At 69.3% G+C, this 21,266-nt stretch carries 16 protein-coding genes, 1 rRNA gene and 1 riboswitch; of the genes, 3 read left to right on the top strand and 14 right to left on the bottom strand.

From position 1 onward, the window contains the following. Positions 1-124, bottom strand: a 16S ribosomal RNA gene (locus tag H7965_RS19280); the annotation flags it as partial. Between the two features lie 627 nt (positions 125-751). On the opposite strand from H7965_RS19280, the gene H7965_RS19275 reads away from it, so the two are divergent. Further along, entirely contained in the window at positions 752-1,993 is a 1,242-nt protein-coding gene (locus H7965_RS19275; protein ID WP_186772214.1) for a M23 family metallopeptidase, read from the top strand. A gap of 24 nt (positions 1,994-2,017) precedes the next feature. On the opposite strand, the gene clpB is transcribed toward H7965_RS19275, so the two are convergent. After that, positions 2,018-4,606: an ATP-dependent chaperone ClpB gene (gene clpB, locus H7965_RS19270; protein WP_186772213.1), complete on the bottom strand. Its 2,589-nt coding sequence runs from the start codon at positions 4,604-4,606 to the stop codon at positions 2,018-2,020. A 130-nt stretch (positions 4,607-4,736) separates the two neighbouring features. Here clpB and H7965_RS19265 point away from each other — a divergent pair, with 130 nt between their 5' ends. After that, positions 4,737-5,504, top strand: coding sequence for an MOSC domain-containing protein (locus tag H7965_RS19265; RefSeq protein ID WP_186772212.1), 768 nt, complete (start codon positions 4,737-4,739; stop codon positions 5,502-5,504). 134 nt (positions 5,505-5,638) lie between these two features. Here the strand turns inward: H7965_RS19265 and thiC are convergent, their stop codons facing one another. From thiC to H7965_RS19215, 10 genes are all read right to left on the bottom strand, one after another. Then, complete coding sequence (gene thiC, locus H7965_RS19260; protein WP_186772211.1) at positions 5,639-7,462, bottom strand: phosphomethylpyrimidine synthase ThiC; 1,824 nt, start codon at positions 7,460-7,462, stop codon at positions 5,639-5,641. Positions 7,463-7,528: 66 nt separating this feature from the next. Beyond that, positions 7,529-7,637, bottom strand: a riboswitch (TPP riboswitch). An 82-nt stretch (positions 7,638-7,719) separates the two neighbouring features. Beyond that, complete coding sequence (locus H7965_RS31095; RefSeq protein WP_390624580.1) at positions 7,720-8,196, bottom strand: DUF4167 domain-containing protein; 477 nt, start codon at positions 8,194-8,196, stop codon at positions 7,720-7,722. A 271-nt stretch (positions 8,197-8,467) separates the two neighbouring features. Next, the gene (gene prmC / locus H7965_RS19250) at positions 8,468-9,346 is read right to left on the bottom strand and encodes a peptide chain release factor N(5)-glutamine methyltransferase (RefSeq protein WP_186772210.1); all 879 of its coding nucleotides are present in this window, start codon (positions 9,344-9,346) and stop codon (positions 8,468-8,470) included. Continuing rightward, the gene (gene prfA / locus H7965_RS19245) at positions 9,343-10,398 is read right to left on the bottom strand and encodes a peptide chain release factor 1 (RefSeq protein ID WP_186772209.1); all 1,056 of its coding nucleotides are present in this window, start codon (positions 10,396-10,398) and stop codon (positions 9,343-9,345) included. The genes prmC and prfA overlap by 4 nt, the downstream gene beginning before the upstream one ends. Continuing rightward, positions 10,395-11,780: a histidine--tRNA ligase gene (gene hisS, locus H7965_RS19240; RefSeq protein ID WP_186772208.1), complete on the bottom strand. Its 1,386-nt coding sequence runs from the start codon at positions 11,778-11,780 to the stop codon at positions 10,395-10,397. Before hisS ends, prfA begins: the two co-directional genes overlap by 4 nt. A 12-nt stretch (positions 11,781-11,792) precedes the next feature. Then, positions 11,793-11,963: a hypothetical protein gene (locus H7965_RS19235; protein ID WP_186772207.1), complete on the bottom strand. Its 171-nt coding sequence runs from the start codon at positions 11,961-11,963 to the stop codon at positions 11,793-11,795. 3 nt (positions 11,964-11,966) lie between these two features. Continuing rightward, a complete protein-coding gene (ispG, locus tag H7965_RS19230; protein ID WP_186772206.1) occupies positions 11,967-13,109 on the bottom strand; it encodes a flavodoxin-dependent (E)-4-hydroxy-3-methylbut-2-enyl-diphosphate synthase in 1,143 nt (380 codons plus the stop codon). Between the two features lie 77 nt (positions 13,110-13,186). Then, complete coding sequence (locus tag H7965_RS19225; protein WP_186772205.1) at positions 13,187-14,128, bottom strand: helix-turn-helix domain-containing protein; 942 nt, start codon at positions 14,126-14,128, stop codon at positions 13,187-13,189. A gap of 102 nt (positions 14,129-14,230) precedes the next feature. Beyond that, positions 14,231-15,286 (bottom strand): NAD(P)H-dependent flavin oxidoreductase, encoded by a 1,056-nt coding sequence (locus tag H7965_RS19220; RefSeq protein ID WP_186772204.1) that lies wholly within the window; start codon positions 15,284-15,286, stop codon positions 14,231-14,233. Between the two features lie 5 nt (positions 15,287-15,291). Beyond that, positions 15,292-16,518 carry an aspartate kinase gene (locus H7965_RS19215; protein ID WP_186772203.1) on the bottom strand — a complete coding sequence of 409 codons (1,227 nt, stop codon included), beginning with the start codon at positions 16,516-16,518 and terminating at the stop codon, positions 15,292-15,294. Positions 16,519-16,648: 130 nt separating this feature from the next. On the opposite strand from H7965_RS19215, the gene ubiG reads away from it, so the two are divergent. Continuing rightward, positions 16,649-17,395 (top strand): bifunctional 2-polyprenyl-6-hydroxyphenol methylase/3-demethylubiquinol 3-O-methyltransferase UbiG, encoded by a 747-nt coding sequence (gene ubiG, locus H7965_RS19210; RefSeq protein WP_186772202.1) that lies wholly within the window; start codon positions 16,649-16,651, stop codon positions 17,393-17,395. A 206-nt stretch (positions 17,396-17,601) separates the two neighbouring features. Here ubiG and H7965_RS19205 read toward each other — a convergent pair whose 3' ends face one another. Both H7965_RS19205 and H7965_RS19200 read right to left on the bottom strand, forming a co-directional pair. Next, positions 17,602-19,719 carry a catalase gene (locus H7965_RS19205; protein WP_186772201.1) on the bottom strand — a complete coding sequence of 706 codons (2,118 nt, stop codon included), beginning with the start codon at positions 19,717-19,719 and terminating at the stop codon, positions 17,602-17,604. 317 nt (positions 19,720-20,036) lie between these two features. Further along, on the bottom strand, positions 20,037-21,266 hold the full coding sequence (locus H7965_RS19200) for a DUF1501 domain-containing protein (RefSeq protein WP_186772200.1): 1,230 nt from the start codon (positions 21,264-21,266) through the stop codon (positions 20,037-20,039).

The raw sequence follows: 21,266 nt of genomic DNA, 5'->3' as shown, positions 1-21,266 counted from the left end.
CACCTCTGGACATATTCCTACGCGTTACTCACCCGTCCGCCACTCCCCTTGCAGGGCGTGCGACTTGCATGTGTTAAGCATGCCGCCAGCGTTCGCTCTGAGCCAGGATCAAACTCTCAGGTTCATCCATCCGCCATCGACCCCTCGCAGGGCCCCAGCAGACCAACCCGCCAATCTCACCCAAAACCCGAAAACCAATGCATCCCAAGCCAAGCCCATCAACGGCCGCCAGACTTAAGGCCCGCAAGCAACACCCTCCGCAAGGCCAAAGCCCGCAGCAGCGCCGCCCGCGCATCCCACCCCTCCGTCACTCAAGACAGATAAGCAGAAGCCCTCAAGCCAGGCACCATCATCGGTACCCCACTCGAAACACATCCATCACTGAACGCGCTTCCAAAACCTGATGCAGTTTTCAAGGAACACCCCATCCAGCCAAGGCCAGATGGAAAACCGCCTCGCAACGCCTTCCCGCCGCCCTCCCTTGCGAAAGGGACACACCGGAAAACCTCACTCAGCGACTACCGCCTCGTCAGCGGGGCAAGGAGTTTGACCCATCCAGGCCAACCAGTCAACCCCGCCGCCGTCTTGGTGAGGCGGGTTCTAGGCCCAGACCCGGAAGCTGTCAAACGGGTTTTTCATTCTCCTCCGCGGACTCCTCACCTCGTCTCGAAACTGCACATGTCAACCCGTTGACTTATCTTATTTTTCTTAGAAAGGTTTCGCCATATTTCAGCCCTGGGAGGGGCATTCCATGCCGCAACGCCTGCAATGCCCTGGGCATTGGCTCGCCTTTTTCTGCCTTTCCGTCGCTGCCCCGGCTCCCGCTCCAGCCCAATCCAACCCACCGCCCAGCGCATTTCAGCAGTTTGCCGGTCTCGACCAGTCGGCCATCACCACCCGTACCGTGGTCGCGGGGCGTGAAGTGTCCCTTGCCCAGCTCCTCGCTCGTGCCGGCGTTGAGACTGCCGATGCCAGCCCGGCCATCTCCGCCCTTACGCCCTACCTGCCCGCTCGCCGTCTGCAACCCGGCCTGGCGCTGACCCTCCGGGAGGATCGCCAAGCCGACCGCCTGCTTGGGCTGGCGGTGGAGCCGCAGCCGGGCCGCATCATCACCGTCATTCGCACCCCGACCGGCTGGCGCGCGGATGAGGCGCAGCCGGAGCAGCACCGCCGCCTGGTGCTCGCCCGCGGCAGCATCCGCGGTGTGGTCTTCGAGGACCTCCGCGCCGCCGGCCTGCCCGACCCGGTGGCGCGCGAGTTGGTGCGCACCCTGGCCCAAGATGTCGATTTCCAGCGCGAGTTCAGCCCGCAGGATCGCTTCAGCATCCTGTTCGAACGCTTCCGCACCGCCGATGGTCGGCTGTTGCGTGATGGCCGGGCACTCTATGCCGAATTCCATCTGGCGGGCCGCCGCCTGTCACTCTGGCGCCACGAAACCCCGACCGGCCCCGAATGGTTCGACGCCCAGGGCCGCAGCCTCCGCCGTGCCTTCCTCCGCACGCCGCTGGACGGCGCCGAGGTCACCTCCGGCTTCGGCATGCGGTCGCATCCGGTGCTCGGCTTCACCCGCATGCACCAGGGGATCGACTTCGCCGCGCCACGCGGCACGCCGGTCTTCGCCGCGGCCGATGGCACGGTGGAGTATGTCGGCTTCGCCGGCGGCTACGGCCGCACCATCCGGCTCAGCCATGCCGGCGGCACCGAGACCCGCTACGCTCACCTGTCCAGCACGATGCGCGGGCTGAAGCCGGGCACGCGGGTACGACAGGGCGAGGTCATCGGCAAGGTCGGGTCCACCGGACTGGCGACCGGCCCGCATCTGCATTTTGAGATCAGCGAAGCCGGCCGGCTGGTCGATCCCGCCGCCGTTCAGGCCATGCCGGCCTCACGACTGGAAGGCCAGCAACTGGAGGCCTTCCAGGCCACCCGCCGGATGCTCGATAGCCAGCTGGTCCAGTTGGCACCGATGCAGGAAGTGGCGATGGCGCCGTAGCGCCACCGCCCTTTCCGCCTTGCCTCAGGCCGCCGCCGCGAGCGGCACCTGCTGCAGTTCCAGCCCGTCGGGCCCGGCGGTCACTGTCACCGTCTCGCCATCGTGGATGCTGCCTTCCAGCAGCCGGCTGGCGAGCCGGTCCTGCAAGCTGCGCTGGATCACCCGCTTCAGCGGCCGGGCGCCGTAGCTGGGATCGTAGCCAGCCTCCGCCAGCCATTCCCGCGCCTTCTCGTCCAGCGTGATGGTGATCTTGCGGTCCTCAAGCAGGCGCCGCAGCCCAGCCAGCTGGATATCGACGATCGCCGCCATGTCGCTGCGGGCCAGCCGCCGGAACAGCACGATCTCGTCCAGCCGGTTGAGGAATTCCGGCCGGAACCGGTCCCGCACCGCCCGCATCACCGCTGGCCGCGCCGCCTCGATGTCGGCGGCCTCCGGCAGTTCGGCGATCGCCTGGCTGCCGAGGTTGCTGGTCAGCACGATGATGGTGTTGCGGAAATCGACCGTCCGCCCCTGGCCATCCGTCAGCCGCCCGTCGTCGAGCACCTGCAGCAGCACGTTGAAGACGTCCTCATGCGCCTTCTCCACCTCGTCGAACAAGATAACTTGATAGGGCCGGCGACGGATCGCCTCGGTCAGCGCGCCGCCCTCGTCATAGCCGACATAACCGGGCGGGGCGCCGATCAGCCGGGAGACGGCGTGCTTCTCCATGTATTCCGACATATCGATGCGCGTCATCGCCCGCTCGTCGTCGAACAGGAAGCCGGCCAGCGCCTTCACCAGCTCGGTCTTGCCGACACCAGTGGGCCCGAGGAACAGGAAGCTGCCGATCGGCCGGTTCGGGTCCTGCAGCCCGGCGCGGGCCCGCCGCACCGCCTTGCTGACCGCCTCCAGCGCCTCCTCCTGGCCGACCACGCGGCGGCGCAGCTGGTCCTCCATCCGCAGCAGCTTGGCCCGCTCGCCCTCCAGCATCTTCTCGACCGGAATTCCGGTCCAGCGGGAGACGACGGCGGCGATGCCCTCCTCGGTCACCGCCTCGTTCACCAGCCGCGCATCGCCGTCACCGGTGGCAGCGATCTGCTTCTCGAGGCCGGGGATGACGCCGTACTTCAGCTCGCCGGCCCGGGCGTAGTCGCCTCGGCGCTCCGCCAGCTCCAGCTCGGTGCGGGCCTTGTCCAGTTCCTCCTTGGCCTTTTGGGTGGCGACGACCTTGCCCTTCTCCGCCTCCCAGCGGGATGTCATCTCGCGCGACCGCTCCTCGAGGTCCGCAAGTTCCTTCTCCAGCCTGACCAGCCGGTCGCGGGAAGCCGGGTCATCCTCCTTCTTCAGCGCTTCGCGCTCGATGCGGAGGCGCATGAGGTCACGGTCGATCGCATCCAGCTCCTCCGGCTTGCTGTCCACCTGCATGCGCAGGCGGGACGCCGCCTCATCCACCAAATCGATCGCCTTGTCCGGCAGGAAGCGGTCGGTGATGTAGCGGTTGGAGAGCGTCGCCGCGGCCACCAGCGCACCATCGGTGATGCGCACGCCGTGGTGCAGCTCGTATTTCTCCTTGATGCCGCGGAGGATGCTGATGGTGTCCTCGACGCTCGGCTCACCGACGAAGACCGGCTGGAAGCGTCGCGCCAGCGCCGCGTCCTTCTCGACATGCTTGCGGTACTCGTCGAGCGTCGTCGCGCCGATGCAATGCAGCTCGCCGCGCGCCAGCGCCGGCTTCAGCAGGTTGGAGGCGTCCATCGCGCCATCCGCCTTGCCGGCGCCGACCAGCGTGTGCATCTCGTCGATGAAGAGGATGATCTCGCCGGCGGCCTGCTCGACCTCCTGCAGCACACCCTTCAGCCGTTCCTCGAACTCGCCGCGGTATTTCGCGCCGGCGACCATGGCACCGAGGTCGAGTGCCATGACGCGCTTGTCCTTCAGCGCCTCCGGCACGTCGCCCTTGATAATGCGCAGCGCCAGCCCCTCGACGATGGCGGTCTTGCCGACGCCGGGCTCGCCGATCAGCACCGGGTTGTTCTTGGTGCGGCGGGCCAGCACCTGGATGGTGCGGCGGATCTCCTCGTCGCGGCCGATCACCGGGTCTAGCTTGCCCTCGCGCGCCGCCTCGGTGATGTCGCGGGCGTATTTCTTCAGCGCGTCGAAGCTCTGCTCGGCGTTCTGGCTGTCCACCTTGCGGCCCTTGCGGAGGTCGGCGACCGCCCCCTCCAGCCGCTGCGCATCGGCACCGGCGGATTTCAGGATGCGCGCCGCTCCGCTGTCGCTGGCGGCCAGCGCCACCAGCAGCCGATCCTGGGCGACATATTCATCGCCGGCCTTCTGTGCCTGCTGCTGCGCCGCATCCAACACCCGGACCAGATCCGGGGTGATCTGCGGCTGGCCGGCCCCGCCGCCGGAGACCTTCGGCTGCCGGCCGATCTCGGCGTCCACCGCCTGCTTCGCCCGCGCGGCATCGCCGCCGGCGGCGCGGATCAACCCGGCCGCAGCGCCCTGCTCATCGTCAAGCAGTGCCTTCAGGAGGTGTTCCGGGGTGATCCGTTGGTGGTACTCGCGGATCGCTATGGTCTGGGCCGCCTGGAGGAAGCCCTTGGCGCGGTCAGTGAATTTCTCAATATCCATGGTCAGGTCCCTCGATCTGAGGCGACAGGCGCCTTCCGTCCCTTCAGAGGCAACGGGCGACGCCAGTTCAGCAGGGGATGTGGTAATTCGCTTCGCGTTAGTTCAAGAGGCCGGGAAGGAAGTCATTTCGATGCGCGTCGAGAACATCTACCGCTATCCGGTAAAGGGCCTGACCGCCGAGGCGCTGGAGGAAGTGACGCTGACCCCCGGCGCCTGCCTGCCGCATGACCGCCGCTTCGCCCTGGCTCAGGGCGACGCGCCCTTTGATCCGGCCGCACCGACCTGGCTGCAGAAACGGCATTTCGGCTGTCTGATGGTCAATGAGCGGCTGGCGCTGCTGCACACCGCCTTCGACCCGAAATCCGGCCAGCTGGCGATCCGCCCGCCCGAAGGCCCGCCCATGCTGGGCGACACCCGGACCGAGGCGGGGCGCGCCGAGATCGCCGGCTTCCTGGCCGCCTATCTGGGTGAGGAAGCCCGTGGCACCCCTCGCTTCGTCGAGGCGCCGGGGCACCATTTCACCGATGTCGCGGTGAAATGCGTCTCCATCATCGGCCTATCGAGCCTGCATGCATTGGAGCGGGCCATCGGCCAGCGGCTGGATCCGCTGCGGTTCCGCGCGAACGTCTATGTCTCGGGCAGCCGGCCCTGGAGCGAGTTCGACTGGCTCGGGCAGGAGATCCAGCTCGGCGGGGCGCGGTTGAAAGTGTTCAAGCGCATCATCCGCTGCGCCGCGACCGAGGTGAATCCGGAAACCGCGGTGCGCGACGCCAAACCGCCGCAGTCGCTGCGCGAGCATTTCGGCCATGCCGACCTCGGAGTCTATGCCGAGGTGATCGAGGGCGGGCGCATCGCGGTGGGCGATGCGCTGGAGCCGCTGGAGGGGGAGCTGCATTAGGAACTCCCCGCGAAGCGGCTTTGCGGCGCCCCGATGATCTCTCCCGATCAGCGCTGCGGCACGCCTTCCGCGGCAAAGCCGCGGAAGGCCCGGACGCGTCCGGTATCGGCATTCACTCCGAAGTAGCCTGCCCCCTACTCCGCCGCCGGCTGGGGGGCCGCGTAGATTTCCCCGCCATCGTTGCGGAAGCGTGTGGCCATCTCCTCCATGCCCTTCTGCGCCGCGGCGCGGACCTCCTGGCTGATCTTCATGGAGCAGAATTTCGGCCCGCACATGGAGCAGAAATGCGCCAGCTTGGCGCCCTCGGCCGGCAGGGTCTGGTCGTGGAAGCGTTCCGCCGTCTCCGGGTCCAGGCTCAGGTTGAACTGGTCGCGCCAGCGGAATTCGAAGCGGGCACGGGACAGCGCATCATCGCGCAGCTTCGCCGCGGGATGCCCCTTCGCCAGGTCGGCGGCATGGGCGGCGATCTTGTAGGTGATGACGCCGGTCTTCACGTCGTCCCGGTCCGGCAGGCCAAGGTGCTCCTTCGGCGTGACGTAGCAGAGCATGGCGCAGCCGAACCAGCCGATCATCGCCGCGCCGATGCCTGACGTGATGTGGTCGTAGCCTGGCGCGATATCGGTGGTGAGCGGGCCGAGGGTGTAGAAGGGCGCCTCGCCGCAGACTTCCAGCTGCTTGTCCATGTTCTCCTTGATCTTGTGCATGGGAACATGCCCAGGCCCTTCGATCATCACCTGGACGTCGCGCTTCCAGGCGATCTGCGTCAGCTCGCCCAGCGTCTCCAGCTCGGCGAATTGCGCGGCGTCATTGGCATCGGCGATCGAGCCGGGGCGCAGGCCGTCGCCAAGCGAGAAGCTGACGTCATAGGCCCGCATGATCTCGCAGATCTCGTCGAACCGCTCGTAGAGGAAGTTCTCCTTGTGGTGCGACAGGCACCACTTGGCCATGATCGAACCGCCGCGCGAGACGATGCCGGTGACGCGCTTCGCCGTCAGCGGGATATAGGCGAGGCGGACGCCGGCATGGATGGTGAAGTAATCCACCCCCTGCTCGGCCTGTTCGATCAGCGTGTCGCGGTAGATCTCCCAACTCAGTTCCTCGGCGCGGCCGCCCACCTTCTCCAACGCCTGGTAGATCGGCACCGTGCCGATCGGCACCGGGCTGTTGCGGATGATCCATTCGCGGGTGGTATGGATGTTCCGCCCGGTGCTGAGGTCCATCACCGTATCGGCGCCCCAGCGGATCGCCCAGACCAGCTTGTCCACCTCCTGCGCGACGGAGGAGGCGACAGCGCTGTTGCCGATGTTGGCGTTGATCTTCACCAGGAAATTCCGGCCGATCGCCATCGGCTCAACTTCCGGGTGGTTGACGTTGACCGGGATGATGGCGCGGCCGCGGGCGACCTCGTCGCGCACGAATTCCGGCGTCACATGGTCGGGGATCGCCGCGCCGAAGGATTCGCCATCGCGCGCCAGCGCCTCCCGCGCCGCATCGCGGCCGAGGTTCTCCCGGATCGCGACATATTCCATCTCCGGCGTGATGATGCCGGCGCGGGCATAGGCGAGCTGGGTCGGCGCCGCGCCCGGCCTGGCCCGCAGCGGCTGCCGCGCCCCGCGGTCGAACTGCGGCACACGCCGCGCCTCGCCCGGCTTCAGCCCGTCGTCCTCCGGCTGCGGGTCGCGCCCGGCATAGGCGGCGACATCGCCGCGGCCAAGGATCCAGGGCTGGCGCAGCGCCGGCAGGCCGCGGCGGATATCCGCGCGATGCTCGGGGTCGGTATAGGGGCCGGAGGGGTCGTAGACGCGCAGCGGCGGCTCCTGCGCCGAGGGCGAGACGTCGATCTCGCGCATCGCCACGCGCAGGCCGGGATGCAGCCTGCCGGCGACATGGACCTTGCGTGAGGCCGGCAGGGGGCCGGTCGTCACCTGGAGGATTTCGGGGGGTAGCGTATCGGGCATTCTGGACCTCCTCATTCGGGAGATCCGGGTGGCGTGACGCGCGCGGGTGGGCACGCGACGGCCGCGTGACCCCTGTGGTTCCGTTCCCTACGCCGGCATGACCCGGATCAGGTTCGAAGGGTCACGGCGCGGTTGCCGTATCTCAGCCCGATGCAGGGCCCCCCTTGGAACAAGGGGAAGCTTGCGACCGGCGGCGCGGCCCTGTCAATGCCGACACGGCCGTGGTGGCGAAGGCGTAAGGCAGCGACCGATAGCGGTCAGAGCTGCTCGCGCTGCTCCGGCGCCAAAGCCTCCGGCTCGGCATCGGCCTCGGGCGCGTGGCCATTGGCTTGGCCGTTCAGCTCCGGCTGCTCACCGCTCTCGGTCTCGACACTCTGCTCGGGGCCGTTCTGGAAACGCCGCTGCTGCTGCGGCGGCGGGCCGCCTTCGCGCTGCTGCTGGGCCTGGCTCATGGCGTTGAGGATGCGGAAATAATGCTCCGCATGCTGGAAATAGCTCTCGGCCATCACCCGGTCGCCAGCGCCGGTCGCGTCGCGGCCGAGCTGAAGGTACTTTTCGAAAAGCTGCTGTGCCGTGCCGCGCAGCCGCATGTCCGGACCGTTGGAGTCGAAGACATGGTTGCGGTTCATCGGCTGGTGGCTGCCGCCGGAAGCGGCGCTGCGGTATTGTCCGCCGCCACCACCACCCCCGCCGCCGCCACCATGCCGGTGATTGCGGCCGCGTATGCGTTTCATGTTCATCGGTGCTATGTCTGCCGTCTCGCAGCTAGGCCGCCCCGGTCGCGCCGGAGAACTCCGGGCACGGTCGGCAATGGCGGTCGATCTCGTCCAAGGCGCCGTGGCCTGCCAGGCCCGCGCTACCGCGGTATCCTGATCCGGCCGTTGAGCGAAGCCCGCGCGTCCTGGCGACAGGTCCTGCCCATCCGCCCGCACTGGCCGCTTGCAAGCTAACCCCTGGACGCCAAGCCGCCAAACGGTTTTTTCGTTGGCCCCAGCAGCCCGGGCATCAGCCAATCCGTAGCGCCCGCTCCACACCACCAAGATCGGCTCGGTGGCCACGTGGTTCAAGACCCACGGCGCGCGCCAGAACCTCGACCGCCGCCCGCTGCCCCTGGCCGAGTTCCAGCACCGCCTGGCCGCCCGGCGCCAGCAGTTCGGGAAGCGCGGCCACCACATGGCGATAGGCGGCCAGCCCGTCCGCCCCGCCATCCAGCGCCGAGACCGGCTCATACCGCGCCACCTCCGGCATCAGCCCGGCAATGTCGTAGGTTTCGATATAGGGCGGATTGCACAGCACCAGATCGAACCGGGCCTTGATCGACCCTGCCCAATCGCTGGCGAGGAAGGCGGCGCGGTCCGCCAGGCCGAGTCGCCTGGCATTCTCCCGCGCCAGGGCCGCCGCTGCCGGCACGCGGTCGATGCCGATGCCGGTGGCCCCGGGGAATTCGCTCAACGCCGCCAGCAGCAGGCAGCCGGTGCCGGTGCCGAGGTCGAGCACCCGGCGCACCGCGGCGCGATCCGGGAAAGCCTCCAGCGCCGCCTCGATCAGCGATTCCGAATCGGCCCGGGGGATCAGCGTCGCCGGCGAGACGGCGAAGGGCAGCGACCAGAATTCCTGGGTGCCGAGCAGCAGGGCGACCGGCTCACGCGCCAGCCGGCGGCGCAGCAGATCGCCGAACCGGGCCGCGGCCTCCGCCGGCACCGCGGCGCGCGGGTCACGCAGCAGCGCCTCCTGCCGGCAGCCCATGGCATGGGCCAGCAGCAGCCGTGCCTCCAGCCGCGGGGTCTCGATCGCCGCAGCGCGCAGATGCTGCCCGGCGCGGCACAGGAAGAAGCCGACCGTGCCGGCGGGATCGGCGCAGGCCCGGGTGGCGGCGCTGCTCAATCCTGCTCCGCCGCCAGCCGCGCCGCCTCATCCTCCTGGGTCAGCGCATCGATCAGCTCGTCGAGCTCGCCGAGCATGACGCGGTCGATCTTGTGCAGAGTCAGGCCGATGCGGTGGTCGGTGACGCGCCCTTGCGGGAAGTTGTAGGTGCGGATCCGCTCGCTGCGGTCGCCGGTGCCGACCTGGGACTTGCGGTCGGCGGCGCGGGCGCCAGCCAGGCGGCTGCGCTGCGCCTCATAAATGCGGGCGCGCAACACCTTCATCGCCTTGGCGCGGTTCTTGTGCTGGCTACGCTCCTCCTGCATCGCCACCACCGTGTTGGTCGGAATGTGGGTGATCCGGACCGCGCTGTCGGTCTTGTTCACATGCTGGCCGCCGGCCCCGCTGGCGCGGTAGGTGTCGATGCGCAGGTCGCTCTCGTTGATCTGCACATCCACCTCCTCGGCCTCCGGCAGCACCGCGACAGTGACGGTGGAGGTGTGGATGCGTCCCTGGGTTTCGGTCGCCGGCACGCGCTGCACCCGGTGGACGCCGCTTTCGTATTTCAGCCGGGCGAAAACGCCGCGGCCCTCGATCTCGGCGACCGCGCCCTTCACCCCGCCCAGCTCGCCCTCGTCATAGTCCATGACGTTGAATTTCCAGCGCCGGCCCTCGGCGTAGCGCTGGTAGGCCCGGAACAGCTCGGCGGCAAAGAGCGCCGCCTCGTCGCCGCCCGCGGCGGGGCGGATCTCCAGGATGGCGCTGCGCTCATCGGCGCTGTCCTTTGGCAGCAGCATGAGGCGCACCTCGCGCTCCAGCCGTGGCACAGCATCCTTCTGCGCCAGGTATTCCACCTCGGCCAGCTCGCGCAGCTCGGGGTCGGCCAGCATCGCCTCGGCCTCGTCGCGGGCGCGCTCGGCGGCGCGCAGCGCTTCCACCTTCTCGACCAGCGGCTCAAGCTCCGACAGCTCCTTCGACAGGGCGCCGAATTGGCCGCCCTCGGCGGTCGCCAGCAGGTGCTTCAGCTCCTCCGAGCGGGTCAGGACGCGGTCCAGCTTATCGTCGATGCTCACCGCCGTTCGGGCTCCCCGGCGTCGTCTTCGTCATCATCGTCGAGATCAAGGTCGTCGATCTCATCCTCCTCGAACTCGCTGTCGAGCAGGTCCTGCATCAGCGCCTGCACCGCGCTCTCGACCACGCCGGTCTCGGCCAGCGCCCGCACGACATCGGCCAGCGCCACGCGTTGCTGGGTGCCGGCATCCAGGTTGCGGACCACCGCCATGTCCTCGGCGATCTCATCCTCGCCGATGATCACCGCGGCGCCGGCGCCGATCCGGTTGGCGCGCTCCATCCGCCGCTTGGTGTTGCCGCGGTAGGCGATCTCGGCGACCACGCCGCGGTCGCGCAGCTCCCGCAACATCAGGATCGCCGCCGCCTCGGCCGCCTCGCCGCCGACCGGGATCACCGCCACGGGGCGCGGTGCCGGCGGGGTCAGTTCCGCCGCCTCCAGCAGCAGCGACAGCCGCTCCACCCCGGCGGCCCAGCCGACCGAAGGTGTGGGTGGCCCCCCCATCTCCTCGACCAGCCCGTTGTAGCGGCCGCCGCCCATCACCGTGCCCTGGGCGCCCAGCCGGTCGGTGACGAATTCGAAGGCGGTGTGGCTGTAGTAGTCCAGGCCGCGGACGATGCGCGGGTTCTCCCGGAACGGCACGCCGAAGGCTTCCAGGTAGCGCTTCACCGCGGCGTAGAACGCCGCGGCCTCCTTCGTCAGGTGGTCATGGATGGTCGGCGCGTCGGCGACGATGGCGCGGTCCTTCGCATCCTTGCTGTCGAGGATGCGCAGCGGGTTCTTCTCCAGCCGCGCCTGGCTGTCGGCCGAGAGCGCGTCGCGATGCGCGGCGAAATAGCCGACCAGCGCAGCGCGATAGGCGTCGCGGCTGGCGGCGTCGCCCAGGGTGTTGATCTCCAGCACCGTGCCCTCGTCGATGCCGAGCTCCTGCTGGATCTGCCAGCCGCAGGCGATCACCTCGGCATCCGCCAGCGGCTCCGGCGCGCCCAGCACCTCGATGCCGATCTGGTGGAATTGCCGGTAGCGGCCCTTCTGCGGCCGTTCGTAGCGGAACATCGGCCCGGCGTAGAACACCTTGCGCGGCAGCCCACCCTGGGTCAGCCCGTTGCTGACCAAGGCGCGGCAGACGCCGGCGGTGTTCTCCGGCCGCAGGGTGATGCTGTCGCCGCCGCGGTCCTCGAAGCTGTACATCTCCTTGGAGACGACGTCGGAGGTGTCGCCAAGGCCGCGGGAGAAGACACGGGTGTCCTCGAAGATCGGCGTCGACCACTCCTCGAAGCCGTAAAGGGTGGCGATGCGGCGCGCGGTCTCGATGACATGAAGGTGCCGGCGATGCTCCTCGCCGATCAGGTCATGCGTGCCGCGGGCGGGTTGCAGTTGGGCCACGAGCGATATCCATCAACGAAAAGCCTGCGGGAAGGCAACGACGAGCGTCGGCACCAGAAAGAACATCAATTGCACGGCCAGCATCAGCCCGAGCCGCAGCAGCGCGCCGCCGGGCGGGCCGGAGGGAGCCGGCGCCGGCCGCAGCATGGCGATCAGCAGCGCCGAGACCCCGAGCCCGTTCATCGCCTACTCGGCCGCCTGGGCCGCCGGCTGGGCGGCCTTCGCCGCCGCCTCGGCCGCCTGGATCTGCGCCACCCGGGTTTCCACCAGCTCCACCAGGTGGTCGATCATCGCCGCCTCGTCGATGGTGTGGTCGGTCTTGCCCGAGGCATAGATCATGTGCCGGCCGGCGCCGCCGCCGGTCAGGCCGATGTCGGTCATCAACGCCTCGCCCGGCCCGTTCACCACGCAGCCGATGATCGACAGGGTGATCGGCGTCTCGATATGCGCCAGCCGGTCCTCCAGGGTCGAGACGGTCCTGATGACGTCGAAACCCTGCCGGGCGCAGGAGGGGCAGGAGATGATCTTCACCCCGCGGTGGCGGATGCCGAGCGACTTCAGCATCTCCCAGCCGACATGCACCTCCTCTTCCGGCTCGGCGGAGAGCGAGACCCGCAACGTGTCGCCGATGCCGGCCCAGAGCAGGCTGCCAAGGCCGATCGCGCTCTTCACCGTGCCGGTACGCCGGCCACCCGCCTCGGTGATGCCGATGTGCAGCGGGTGGTCGCACACCTCGGCGAGCTGCTGGTAGGCGGCGACGGCGAGGAAGACGTCGCTCGCCTTCACGCTGATCTTGAACTCGTGGAAGTCGTTGTCCTGCAGGTGGGCGGCGTGCCACAGTGCGCTCTCGACCAGCGCTTCCGGGTTCGGTTCGCCGTATTTCTCCAGCAGGTGCTTCTCCAGCGACCCGCCATTGACCCCGATGCGGATGGAACAGCCATGGTCGCGGGCCGCCTTCACCACCTCCTTCACCCGCTCGGCGCTGCCGATGTTGCCTGGGTTGATCCGCAGGCAGGCGGCCCCCGCCTTCGCCGCCTCAATGGCGCGGCGGTAGTGGAAATGGATGTCGGCCACGATCGGCACGTTCACCTCGCGCACGATCTCGTGCAGCGCGGCGGTGCTCTCCGGCGTCGGGCAGGAGACGCGGACGATATCCACCCCCGCCACCTCGGCCCGGCGGATCTGGGCGATGGTCGCCGCTGCATCCTCGGTCGGGGTGTTGGTCATGGTCTGCACAGTGATCGGCGCGTCGCCGCCGACGAGCACCTTGCCGACCCGGATCTGGCGGGACTTGCGGCGGGCGATCTGCTGGTACGGACGATAGCTCATGCGGGGCTTCCCGTGGCGTTCGGGCGGAATATGGCAGCGCCGGGCCGATTGCCAAAGCGCCGCGACAGGCGGCCGGGCTATTGGACCGGCCGCGGCCCGCTGGCGGACGCTGGCGGCCGGCCGGATTTGAGCTTCACCGGGTCAAGCGGCAGATCGCGGCGCACCGACTGAGCCGCGCCCAGTCCCGGGGTGAGCTCGCCATCCACCAGGATTTCCAGCCCACCGGCATTGCCGGTGCTGAGCGTCAGCCCCTCGCGCGGCGGCACCGCCCAGCTCTCGCCCGGACGCAGCACGCGGTTAAGCAGCACCGCACCGGTCTGGCGGTCACGCACCTGCAGCCAGGTATCGGCCTTGGCGCGCAGCAGCACCCTGCCCTCCTCCGGCCTGGCCGGCGGCGCGGGCGACGGCAATGCGGCCGGGGCTGGCGGCACCGGTGTGGTGGCCGCTGGTGGGCCGCTGTCGGCCGGCGGGTCCGGGGGGGCCGGGGCCGGCACGGGCAAGACCACTGGCGGCGGCGGCGCAGGCGGCGGGCTGGCCTCGCGCGCCGCCCGCTCGATCTGCGGCGGTGGCGGCGGCACTGCATCCACGGTGCGGTCGCCGTTGCCCGACCAATTATACCAGACGGCATAGGCACCGACCGCCAGCACCGCGCCGACCAGCATCACCGCCCCGGCCGGCACCCCGCGATCCGGGACCGGTTCCGGGAAGACCAGATCGGTCTTGCGCGGCACCACCGGGCCGATGCTGTCGCGGAAACGCCGCACCGTGTCGTCCTCATCGAGGCCGAGGGCGCGGGCGTAGCTGCGGACGAAGCCGATGGCATAGGCCGGTGCCGGCAGGTCCTGCACCCGCCCTTCCTCCAGCGCCGAGAGATAGACCCGCCGGATCCGCAGCGACGCCGCCAGATCCTCAAGGCCGAGGCCGAGCGCCATTCGTGCCTCGCGCAATTCCTCACCAAGCCGCGCGGCGTCGCCGGCAGGCGGATCAGTGCGGGGGAAGCGCTTCATGTCGTCGGGCACGCCATCGTGATGTAACCCGCGGTGGGCAGTACGGCAAATCGAATCGCGCATCCAGCGAGAGACGCTACGGCACGCACCTCCTGTGGGACGGCCGGCGCGGCCTCAGCTCGCCGGTCGGGCCGCAAGCGCCGCCGCAGCCTGGCCGACCAGCTCGGCGATGATCTCGGCCGCCGGCTGCTCCCGCTGCACCATGCCGACCGACTGGCCGGCCATCAGGCTGCCCTGCTCGACATCGCCGTCGATCACCGCACGGCGCAGGGCGCCGGCCCAGAAATGCTCGATCTCGAGCTGCGCCGCATCCTTGTCCACCGTGCCGGCCTGGAAGCGGGCCAGCACCTTGGCCTGGTGCTCCATGAAGTGCCTGGTACCCTCGTTCTGCAGCGCCCGAACCGGAATGACCGGAAAGCGCGCATCGATCTGCACCGTCGGCAGCGCGTCGCGGGCGGCGCCGCGGATGAAGGCCTGCTTGAAGCGCGGATGGGCGATGCATTCCGTCGCGCAGACGAAGCGGGTGCCGAGCTGGGCGCCGGCGGCACCCATTTCCAGATAGGAGAGGATCGCCTCCCCCCGGCCGATGCCGCCGGCGACGAAGACCGGCACCTCCCGCGCCATCACCGGCAGGATCTCCTGCGCCAGTACGTTCAGGCTGACCGGGCCGATATGCCCACCGGCCTCGGAGCCCTCGATCACCAGCGCATCGGCGCCGCTGCGGACCAGCTTCTTCGCCAGCGCCAACGCCGGGGCGAAGCAGACCACCTTGGCGCCGCCCTCCTTCGCCCGCTTGATGGCCGAGCCGGGCGGGATTCCGCCGGCGAAGACGATATGGGTCACCCCGGCGGCGAGGCAGGTTTCCACCAGCTGCTCCAGCCGCGGATGCATGGTGATGAGATTCACGCCGAAGGGCTTCGCCGTCAGCGCCTGGGTGCCGGCGATCTCCTCGGCCAGCCGGTCGGGCTCCATGGCGCCGCAGGCGATGACGCCGAAGGCGCCGGCATTGGACAGCGCCGCCACCAGATGGCGTTCGCTGACCCAGCTCATCGCCCCGCCCATCAGGGCGTAGCGGCTGCCGAAGAAGGCGGCGCCGCGCGCCATCAACCGCTCGAGCGCGGCATGGGCATTGGCGGTGCCGGCGGGCGTGACCGGGTTGATGGCATCCATCCGCGTCAGGCCGCCGGCCCGTCGAGGTCATAGGCGGTGTGCAGGGCGCGCACCGCCAGCTCGGTGTATTCGGCGCCGACCAGCACGCTGACCTTGATCTCGCTGGTCGAGATGACCTGGATGTTGATCCCCTTCTCGGCCAGCGCCCGGAACATGGTGTTGGCGACACCGGCATGGCTGCGCATTCCGACGCCGACAACGCTGATCTTGGCCACCTCGGGGTCGGCCAGCAACGTCTCGAAGCCCAGCTCCGGCCGGGCGGCATCGAGCGTCGCCTGGGCCCGGGCGAGGTCGGCCTTGCCCACGGTGAAGGTCATGTCGGTGGTGCCGTCGGCCCCGATGTTCTGCACGATCATGTCGACGTTGACATTGGCCTTCGACAGGGCGCCGAAGACCCCGGCGGCGATGCCCGGCCGGTCCGGCACCCGCCGCAGCGTCACCTTCGCATCGTCCCGCGAATAGGCGATGCCGCTTACGATGGGCTGTTCCACGATCTCGTCCTCATCCACCACCAGGGAGCCTGGCTTGTCCTCGAAACTGGAAAGCACCTGCACCCGGACCCGCTGCTTCATCGCCAGCTCGACCGAACGGGTCTGCAACACCTTGGCACCCACCGAGGCGAGTTCCAGCATTTCCTCGTAGCTGATCCGCTCCAGCTTGCGGGCGCGCGGCACGATCCGGGGGTCGGTGGTGTAGATGCCGTCGACATCGGTGTAGATGTCGCAACGGTCGGCCTTCACCGCCGCGGCGATGGCGACGGCCGAGAGGTCCGACCCGCCGCGGCCGAGGGTCGTCACCCGGTTGCGCTCCGGCTCGATGCCCTGGAAGCCGGCAACGACCGGGACCTGGCCGGATTGCATCCGCTCGACCAGCCGGCTGCCGTCGATCCGTTCCACCCGTGCCTTGCCATGCGCGCCATCGGTCACGATCGGCACCTGCCAGCCCTGCCAGGACCGGGCATCGACGCCGATGGCCTGCAGCGCAATGGCCAACAGGCCGATGGTCACCTGCTCGCCGGTCGCCACCACCGTATCGTATTCTCGCGCATCATGCAGCGGCGACAGCTCCTGGCACCATTTCACCAGCTGGTTGGTGACGCCGGACATGGCCGAGACGACGACGGCGACCTCGTTCCCCGCCTCGACTTCCCGTTTGACGCGCCGGGCGACGTTGCGGATGCGGTCGAGATCGGCGACGGAGGTGCCGCCGAATTTCATCACGATGCGGGCCATGGGCGCTTCTGGAAAAGAGTGCGGTATCAGGACCGGATCACGCGGTTGCGTCCGCGCGGCGGCGCGCACAGATACCGGGGCGGCCCCCGCGCTGCAACATTGGCGGCACTGGGCAAAGGAACCGGCACCCATGACAGCAGGCGGCGGCACGGCCGTGGCGGCGGAAATCGCCAAATTCGACCGGCTGGCGGAACGCTGGTGGGACCCCAAGGGGCCGATGGCCCCGCTGCATGCCATGAACCCGGCCCGGATGGGCTGGATCATCGCCCGGCTGGCCCGGCGGCACCGCCGTGACCCGGCGGGCGCGGCCCCGCTGGCCGGGCTCAGCGTGCTGGATGTCGGCTGCGGCGCCGGGCTGGCGAGCGAGGCGCTGGCACGCGCCGGCGCCATCGTCACCGGGCTCGACGCCGCCGGCAGTGCGCTGGGGGCCGCCCGCGCCCATGCCGCCGCGGGCGGTCTGGCGATCACCTACCGGGAAGGCATGCCGGAGGCGCTGGCGGCCGAGGGGGCCAGCTTCGATGCAGTGCTGGCGCTGGAGGTGATCGAGCATGTGGCCGATCGCCCGGGTTTCTGCCGCTCCCTCGCGGCGCTGGCGAAGCCCGGCGCGGCGCTGTTCCTCTCGACCCTCAACCGCACCCCGCGCAGCTTCCTGACCGCCAAGCTCGGCGCCGAATACCTGTTGCGGCTGCTGCCGGTCGGCACCCATGACTGGCGGATGTTCGTCCGCCCGGCCGAGCTGGGGGCGGAGCTGCGCGCCGCCGGGCTGCGGGTTGCCGATATCGCCGGGCTGAGCATGGCGCCGCTGACCGGGCGGTGGCGGGTCAGCCGGGATGTCGGGGTGAATTACCTGATGATGGCGGAGAAGCCCGGCGAGTAGAGCGACGGTCTACTCCGGCGCGGCGCGGAAACCCGGCGGCGGCATCTTTGCTGCCATATGCGCACTCTACCGTCCTGCGCGGGCTTGACCCGCGCATCCGATTTTCCTGCGGAGACAGGAAATTGGATGGCCGGGTCAAGCCCGGCCATGACAATTGTGGAAGGGCGGCTTCTCTCGCGCCCGGTGGCCGCTTCCTCCGCCGCCGGCTACACCACCTGCACCTTCGCCTCGCGTTCCCAGAAGCGCAGCTTGCGGCAGGCCGCGAGGAAGGAATTCGCATCCGTGGCGGTCCGCAGCCCGAGGATGCCGCTGTCCATCGCAACGCCGGCCTTCTCCAGCAGCGGCCTCGCCGTCTCGACATAGGCGATGAATTTGGCATGGGCGTAGGCGTCGCTGACGAAATCCTTCGCCGTCGCCTCCTGGGCCAGCAGCGCCGCGCCCTCGGCCGAGACCAGCAGCGCCACCGCGTCATACAGCACCGAAGGCCCGCCATTGACCTTCTGCTGCGCCGGGATGGTGCTGCCGTCGCTCGCCTTCACCCCGCCGATCTTGGGCGCCACCAGCTCCACCATCGCGCCTTCCGCCCCGGCGGCCTGACGCAGCGCCGCCAGCAGCCCGGCATCGACGCCATCGCTGACCAGCACACCGAGCTTGCGGCCCTTGAAGCTGTTCGGCCCGTTCTCGAGGATGCTGAGCGCCGGCGATTTCGGCAGCTTGGTCACGATCGGCCGCGCCGGCGGCGCCGCCTGCGGCAGCGGCTCCAGCCCCAGCCCCTCGGCGACCAGCTTGCCCAGTGCCTCATCCACATTCAGCAGGTGGGAGACGACGCGGGCGCGGATCGCCGGCGTCTCCACCTTGCTGAGTTCGAAGACGAAGGCGTTCTTGATGTGAGGCTGCTCGACCGCGGTCTGGCTGAGGTAGAATTGCCGCGCCTGGCTGTAGTGGTCGGCAAACAGCTCGGCGCGGATGCGGCGCTTCGCCCCGCTATCCTCGGCCGGATAGGTGGTGAATCCGCGCTCGGGTGATTCGCGCGGTCCCCCGGCCGCGCCGCTCCAGGAGTTCGGCTCGTAATTCACGCGCCCCTTCGGGTTGTGGAAGGCCATGTGGCCGTCCTGCTGGAAATGCGCGAAGGGGCATTTTGGCGCGTTGATCGGCAGATGGGTGAAGTTCGGGCCGCCGAGCCGCTTCAGCTGGGTGTCGAGGTAGGAGAAATTCCGCCCCTGCAGCAGCGGGTCATTGGTGAAGTCGATGCCTGGCACGATGTTCTGGGTGCAGAAGGCGACCTGCTCGGTCTCGGCGAAGAAATTATCCACCGTGCGGTCCAGCACCAGCCGTCCGACGCGGTGAACCGGCACCAGCTCCTCCGGGATGATCTTGGTGGCGTCGAGGATGTCGAACTCAAACTGATCGGCGAATTTCTCGTCGAAGAGCTGCAGCCCAAGTTCCCATTCCGGGAAGTCGCCGGACTGGATCGCCGCCCAGAGGTCGCGGCGGTGGAAGTCCGGGTCGGCGCCGTTGATCTTCACCGCCTCGTTCCACACCACCGACTGCATCCCGAGCTTCGGCTTCCAGTGGAATTTCACGAAGGTCGACTTGCCCGCGGCATTGACCAGCCGGAAGGTGTGGACGCCGAAGCCTTCCATGAAGCGGAAGGAGCGCGGGATCGCCCGGTCCGACATGACCCAGAGCAGCATATGGGTCGACTCCGGGGTCAGCGAGACGAAGTCCCAGAAATTATCATGCGCCGACTGCGCCTGCGGAAAGCCGCGGTCGGGCTCCGGCTTCACCGAATGGATGACGTCGGGGAATTTGATGGCGTCCTGGATGAAGAAGACCGGGATGTTGTTGCCGACCAGGTCCCAGTTGCCCTCCTTGGTGTAGAGCTTCACGGCGAAGCCGCGCACGTCCCGCGCCAGGTCGAAGGAGCCCTTGCTGCCCGCGACGGTGGAGAAGCGGACGAAGGCCGGCGTCCGCTCCCCCTTGCGCTGGAAGATGTCGGCGCGGGTGATGTCGGAGAGGCTTTCCGTCAACTCGAAGAAGCCATGCACGCCAAAGCCGCGGGCATGCACCACGCGCTCCGGGATGCGCTCATGGTCGAAGTGGAAGATCTTCTCGCGGAAGTGGAAATCCTCCAGCAAGGTCGGGCCGCGCGCGCCAAGCTTCAGCGAATTCTGGTCATCGGAAACCGGGATGCCCTGCTGGGTGGTCAGCACCGGCACTTCGCCGCCGGCGGTCTGGTGGGTTTCGCCGCCGGCGCCGCGCTTGATCCGGGCATCGACGATCTGGGCCTCGGTCAGGGCGGTGGCAGTGGGTTTGGCAGCCATCGGCGTTTCCTCCGTTCACGGTCACGGCTGGCTGGCGTGGAGCCAGTTGCAGTCGTGACGCCCAACGCGGAGGGAGTGCACGCGTTGGCCGGATGGAAGCCTGTTGTCGCATGAAGCTTTGACAGGACAGCGCCGAACGGGGACTTGCACGGCACGCAACGCGGACGCCGGCCAGCGGCGCCCCCAAAAGCCCGATGTGGCCGGGCTTAACCCGGCCATGCCCCCCATCCGACCCATTGATGTCGAAGGGAAAGGGATGCGCGGATCAAGCCCGCGCATGACGGTGGACGGGTCGCCTTCCTGTCCCAGGCCTCCCGCTAGCCGCGGGCGAAGGGCACCGCGCCGTTCGGCGCCAGTTCCGCCGCCACCTGGCGGAAGGCGTCGCGGTAATCGGTGGCGACGCGCAGGTCCACTCCCTCCTCCAGCGCATCCGGCGCCAGCCCCGGCCAGGTGCCGAAATGCCGGGCGAGGCCGAAGCGGCGGCCGGCGCCGCCGCCGAAGGCGAAGATCACCCCGGCGCGGCCATGGTCGGTGCCTTCGCTGCGGTTGGAGCGGAGGCGGCGGCCGAACTCGCTGGCCACCAGCACCGTCCAGCGCCGCGGCAGGGTGGCGAGGTCGGCATCCAGCGCGGCCAGCCCGAGCGACAGGCTGCGCACCCGCTCGGCGAAGCGGCCCGGCTGACCCTCATGGGTGTCCCAGCCGCCGACATCAACGGTGGCGGCGACCAGGTCGGGGCAGAGCTTCGCCACCTGCGCCACCGTTGCCATCGACCGCCCGAGCCCTCGGATCGAGTCGTAATCCACCCCGGCGGCGGGCTGGTAGGGTGGCACCTTGCCGGCGGCGTCGCGCGGCAGCAGCCGGTCGAGGCTGCCGAGACCAGCCAGGGCATCCCGTCCCGCCTCGGCCGCCAGGCCGCGCTCCCGCCCGTGCAGCACCTCCAGCATCGCCGCGCCGAAGCCCCCGCCGACCGGGGCGGCGCCATCGCTGAGGCTGGCGAGGGCAAGGGCGTGACGTGCCCCGGCCAGCTCCCGCGACAGCCCGCTCTGGGCGGAAATCGCGGCAAGCGGCGCATCCTTCCGGGCAGTGCGCGCGGCCCATTGGGCCAGCCAGCCATCCGGCACCGGCACGTCGCCACGCTGGCCGCCGCCCCAGCCCATCATCGCCTGGGCCTCGAAATGACTGCGGGTCGGCAGCGGCATGCCGGCGGCCGGCCAGATCGCCATGCGGCCGTCGTGCCAGATCCCGGCCAGCGCCTCGGCCTCCTTGTGCAGCCGGAAATCGGTCTTGCCGGAGGCATCCAGCCGGTGGCCGGCGCCGTCGCCCGAGGTGCCGGCAATAAGTGAGGACGGGCGCGCCTCGTGCAGCGCACGGTCATCGGCCGGGGAGAGGAAATTCAGCCCATCCATGCCGCCACGCAGGTTGACCAGCACCAGCAGCCCGGTCTGGGGAGCCGAGGGGGCGGCGAAGGCGAGGCGGCGCAGCCCCGGCAGCAGCGCCGTGGCGAGGCCGGCGCGCAGCATGCCGCGGCGGTTGAGCACGAAGGTCAT

This window comes from Siccirubricoccus deserti (assembly GCF_014283215.1).
GTDB lineage: Bacteria > Pseudomonadota > Alphaproteobacteria > Acetobacterales > Acetobacteraceae > Siccirubricoccus > Siccirubricoccus deserti.
This window is presented reverse-complemented; position numbering and strand designations above follow the sequence as displayed.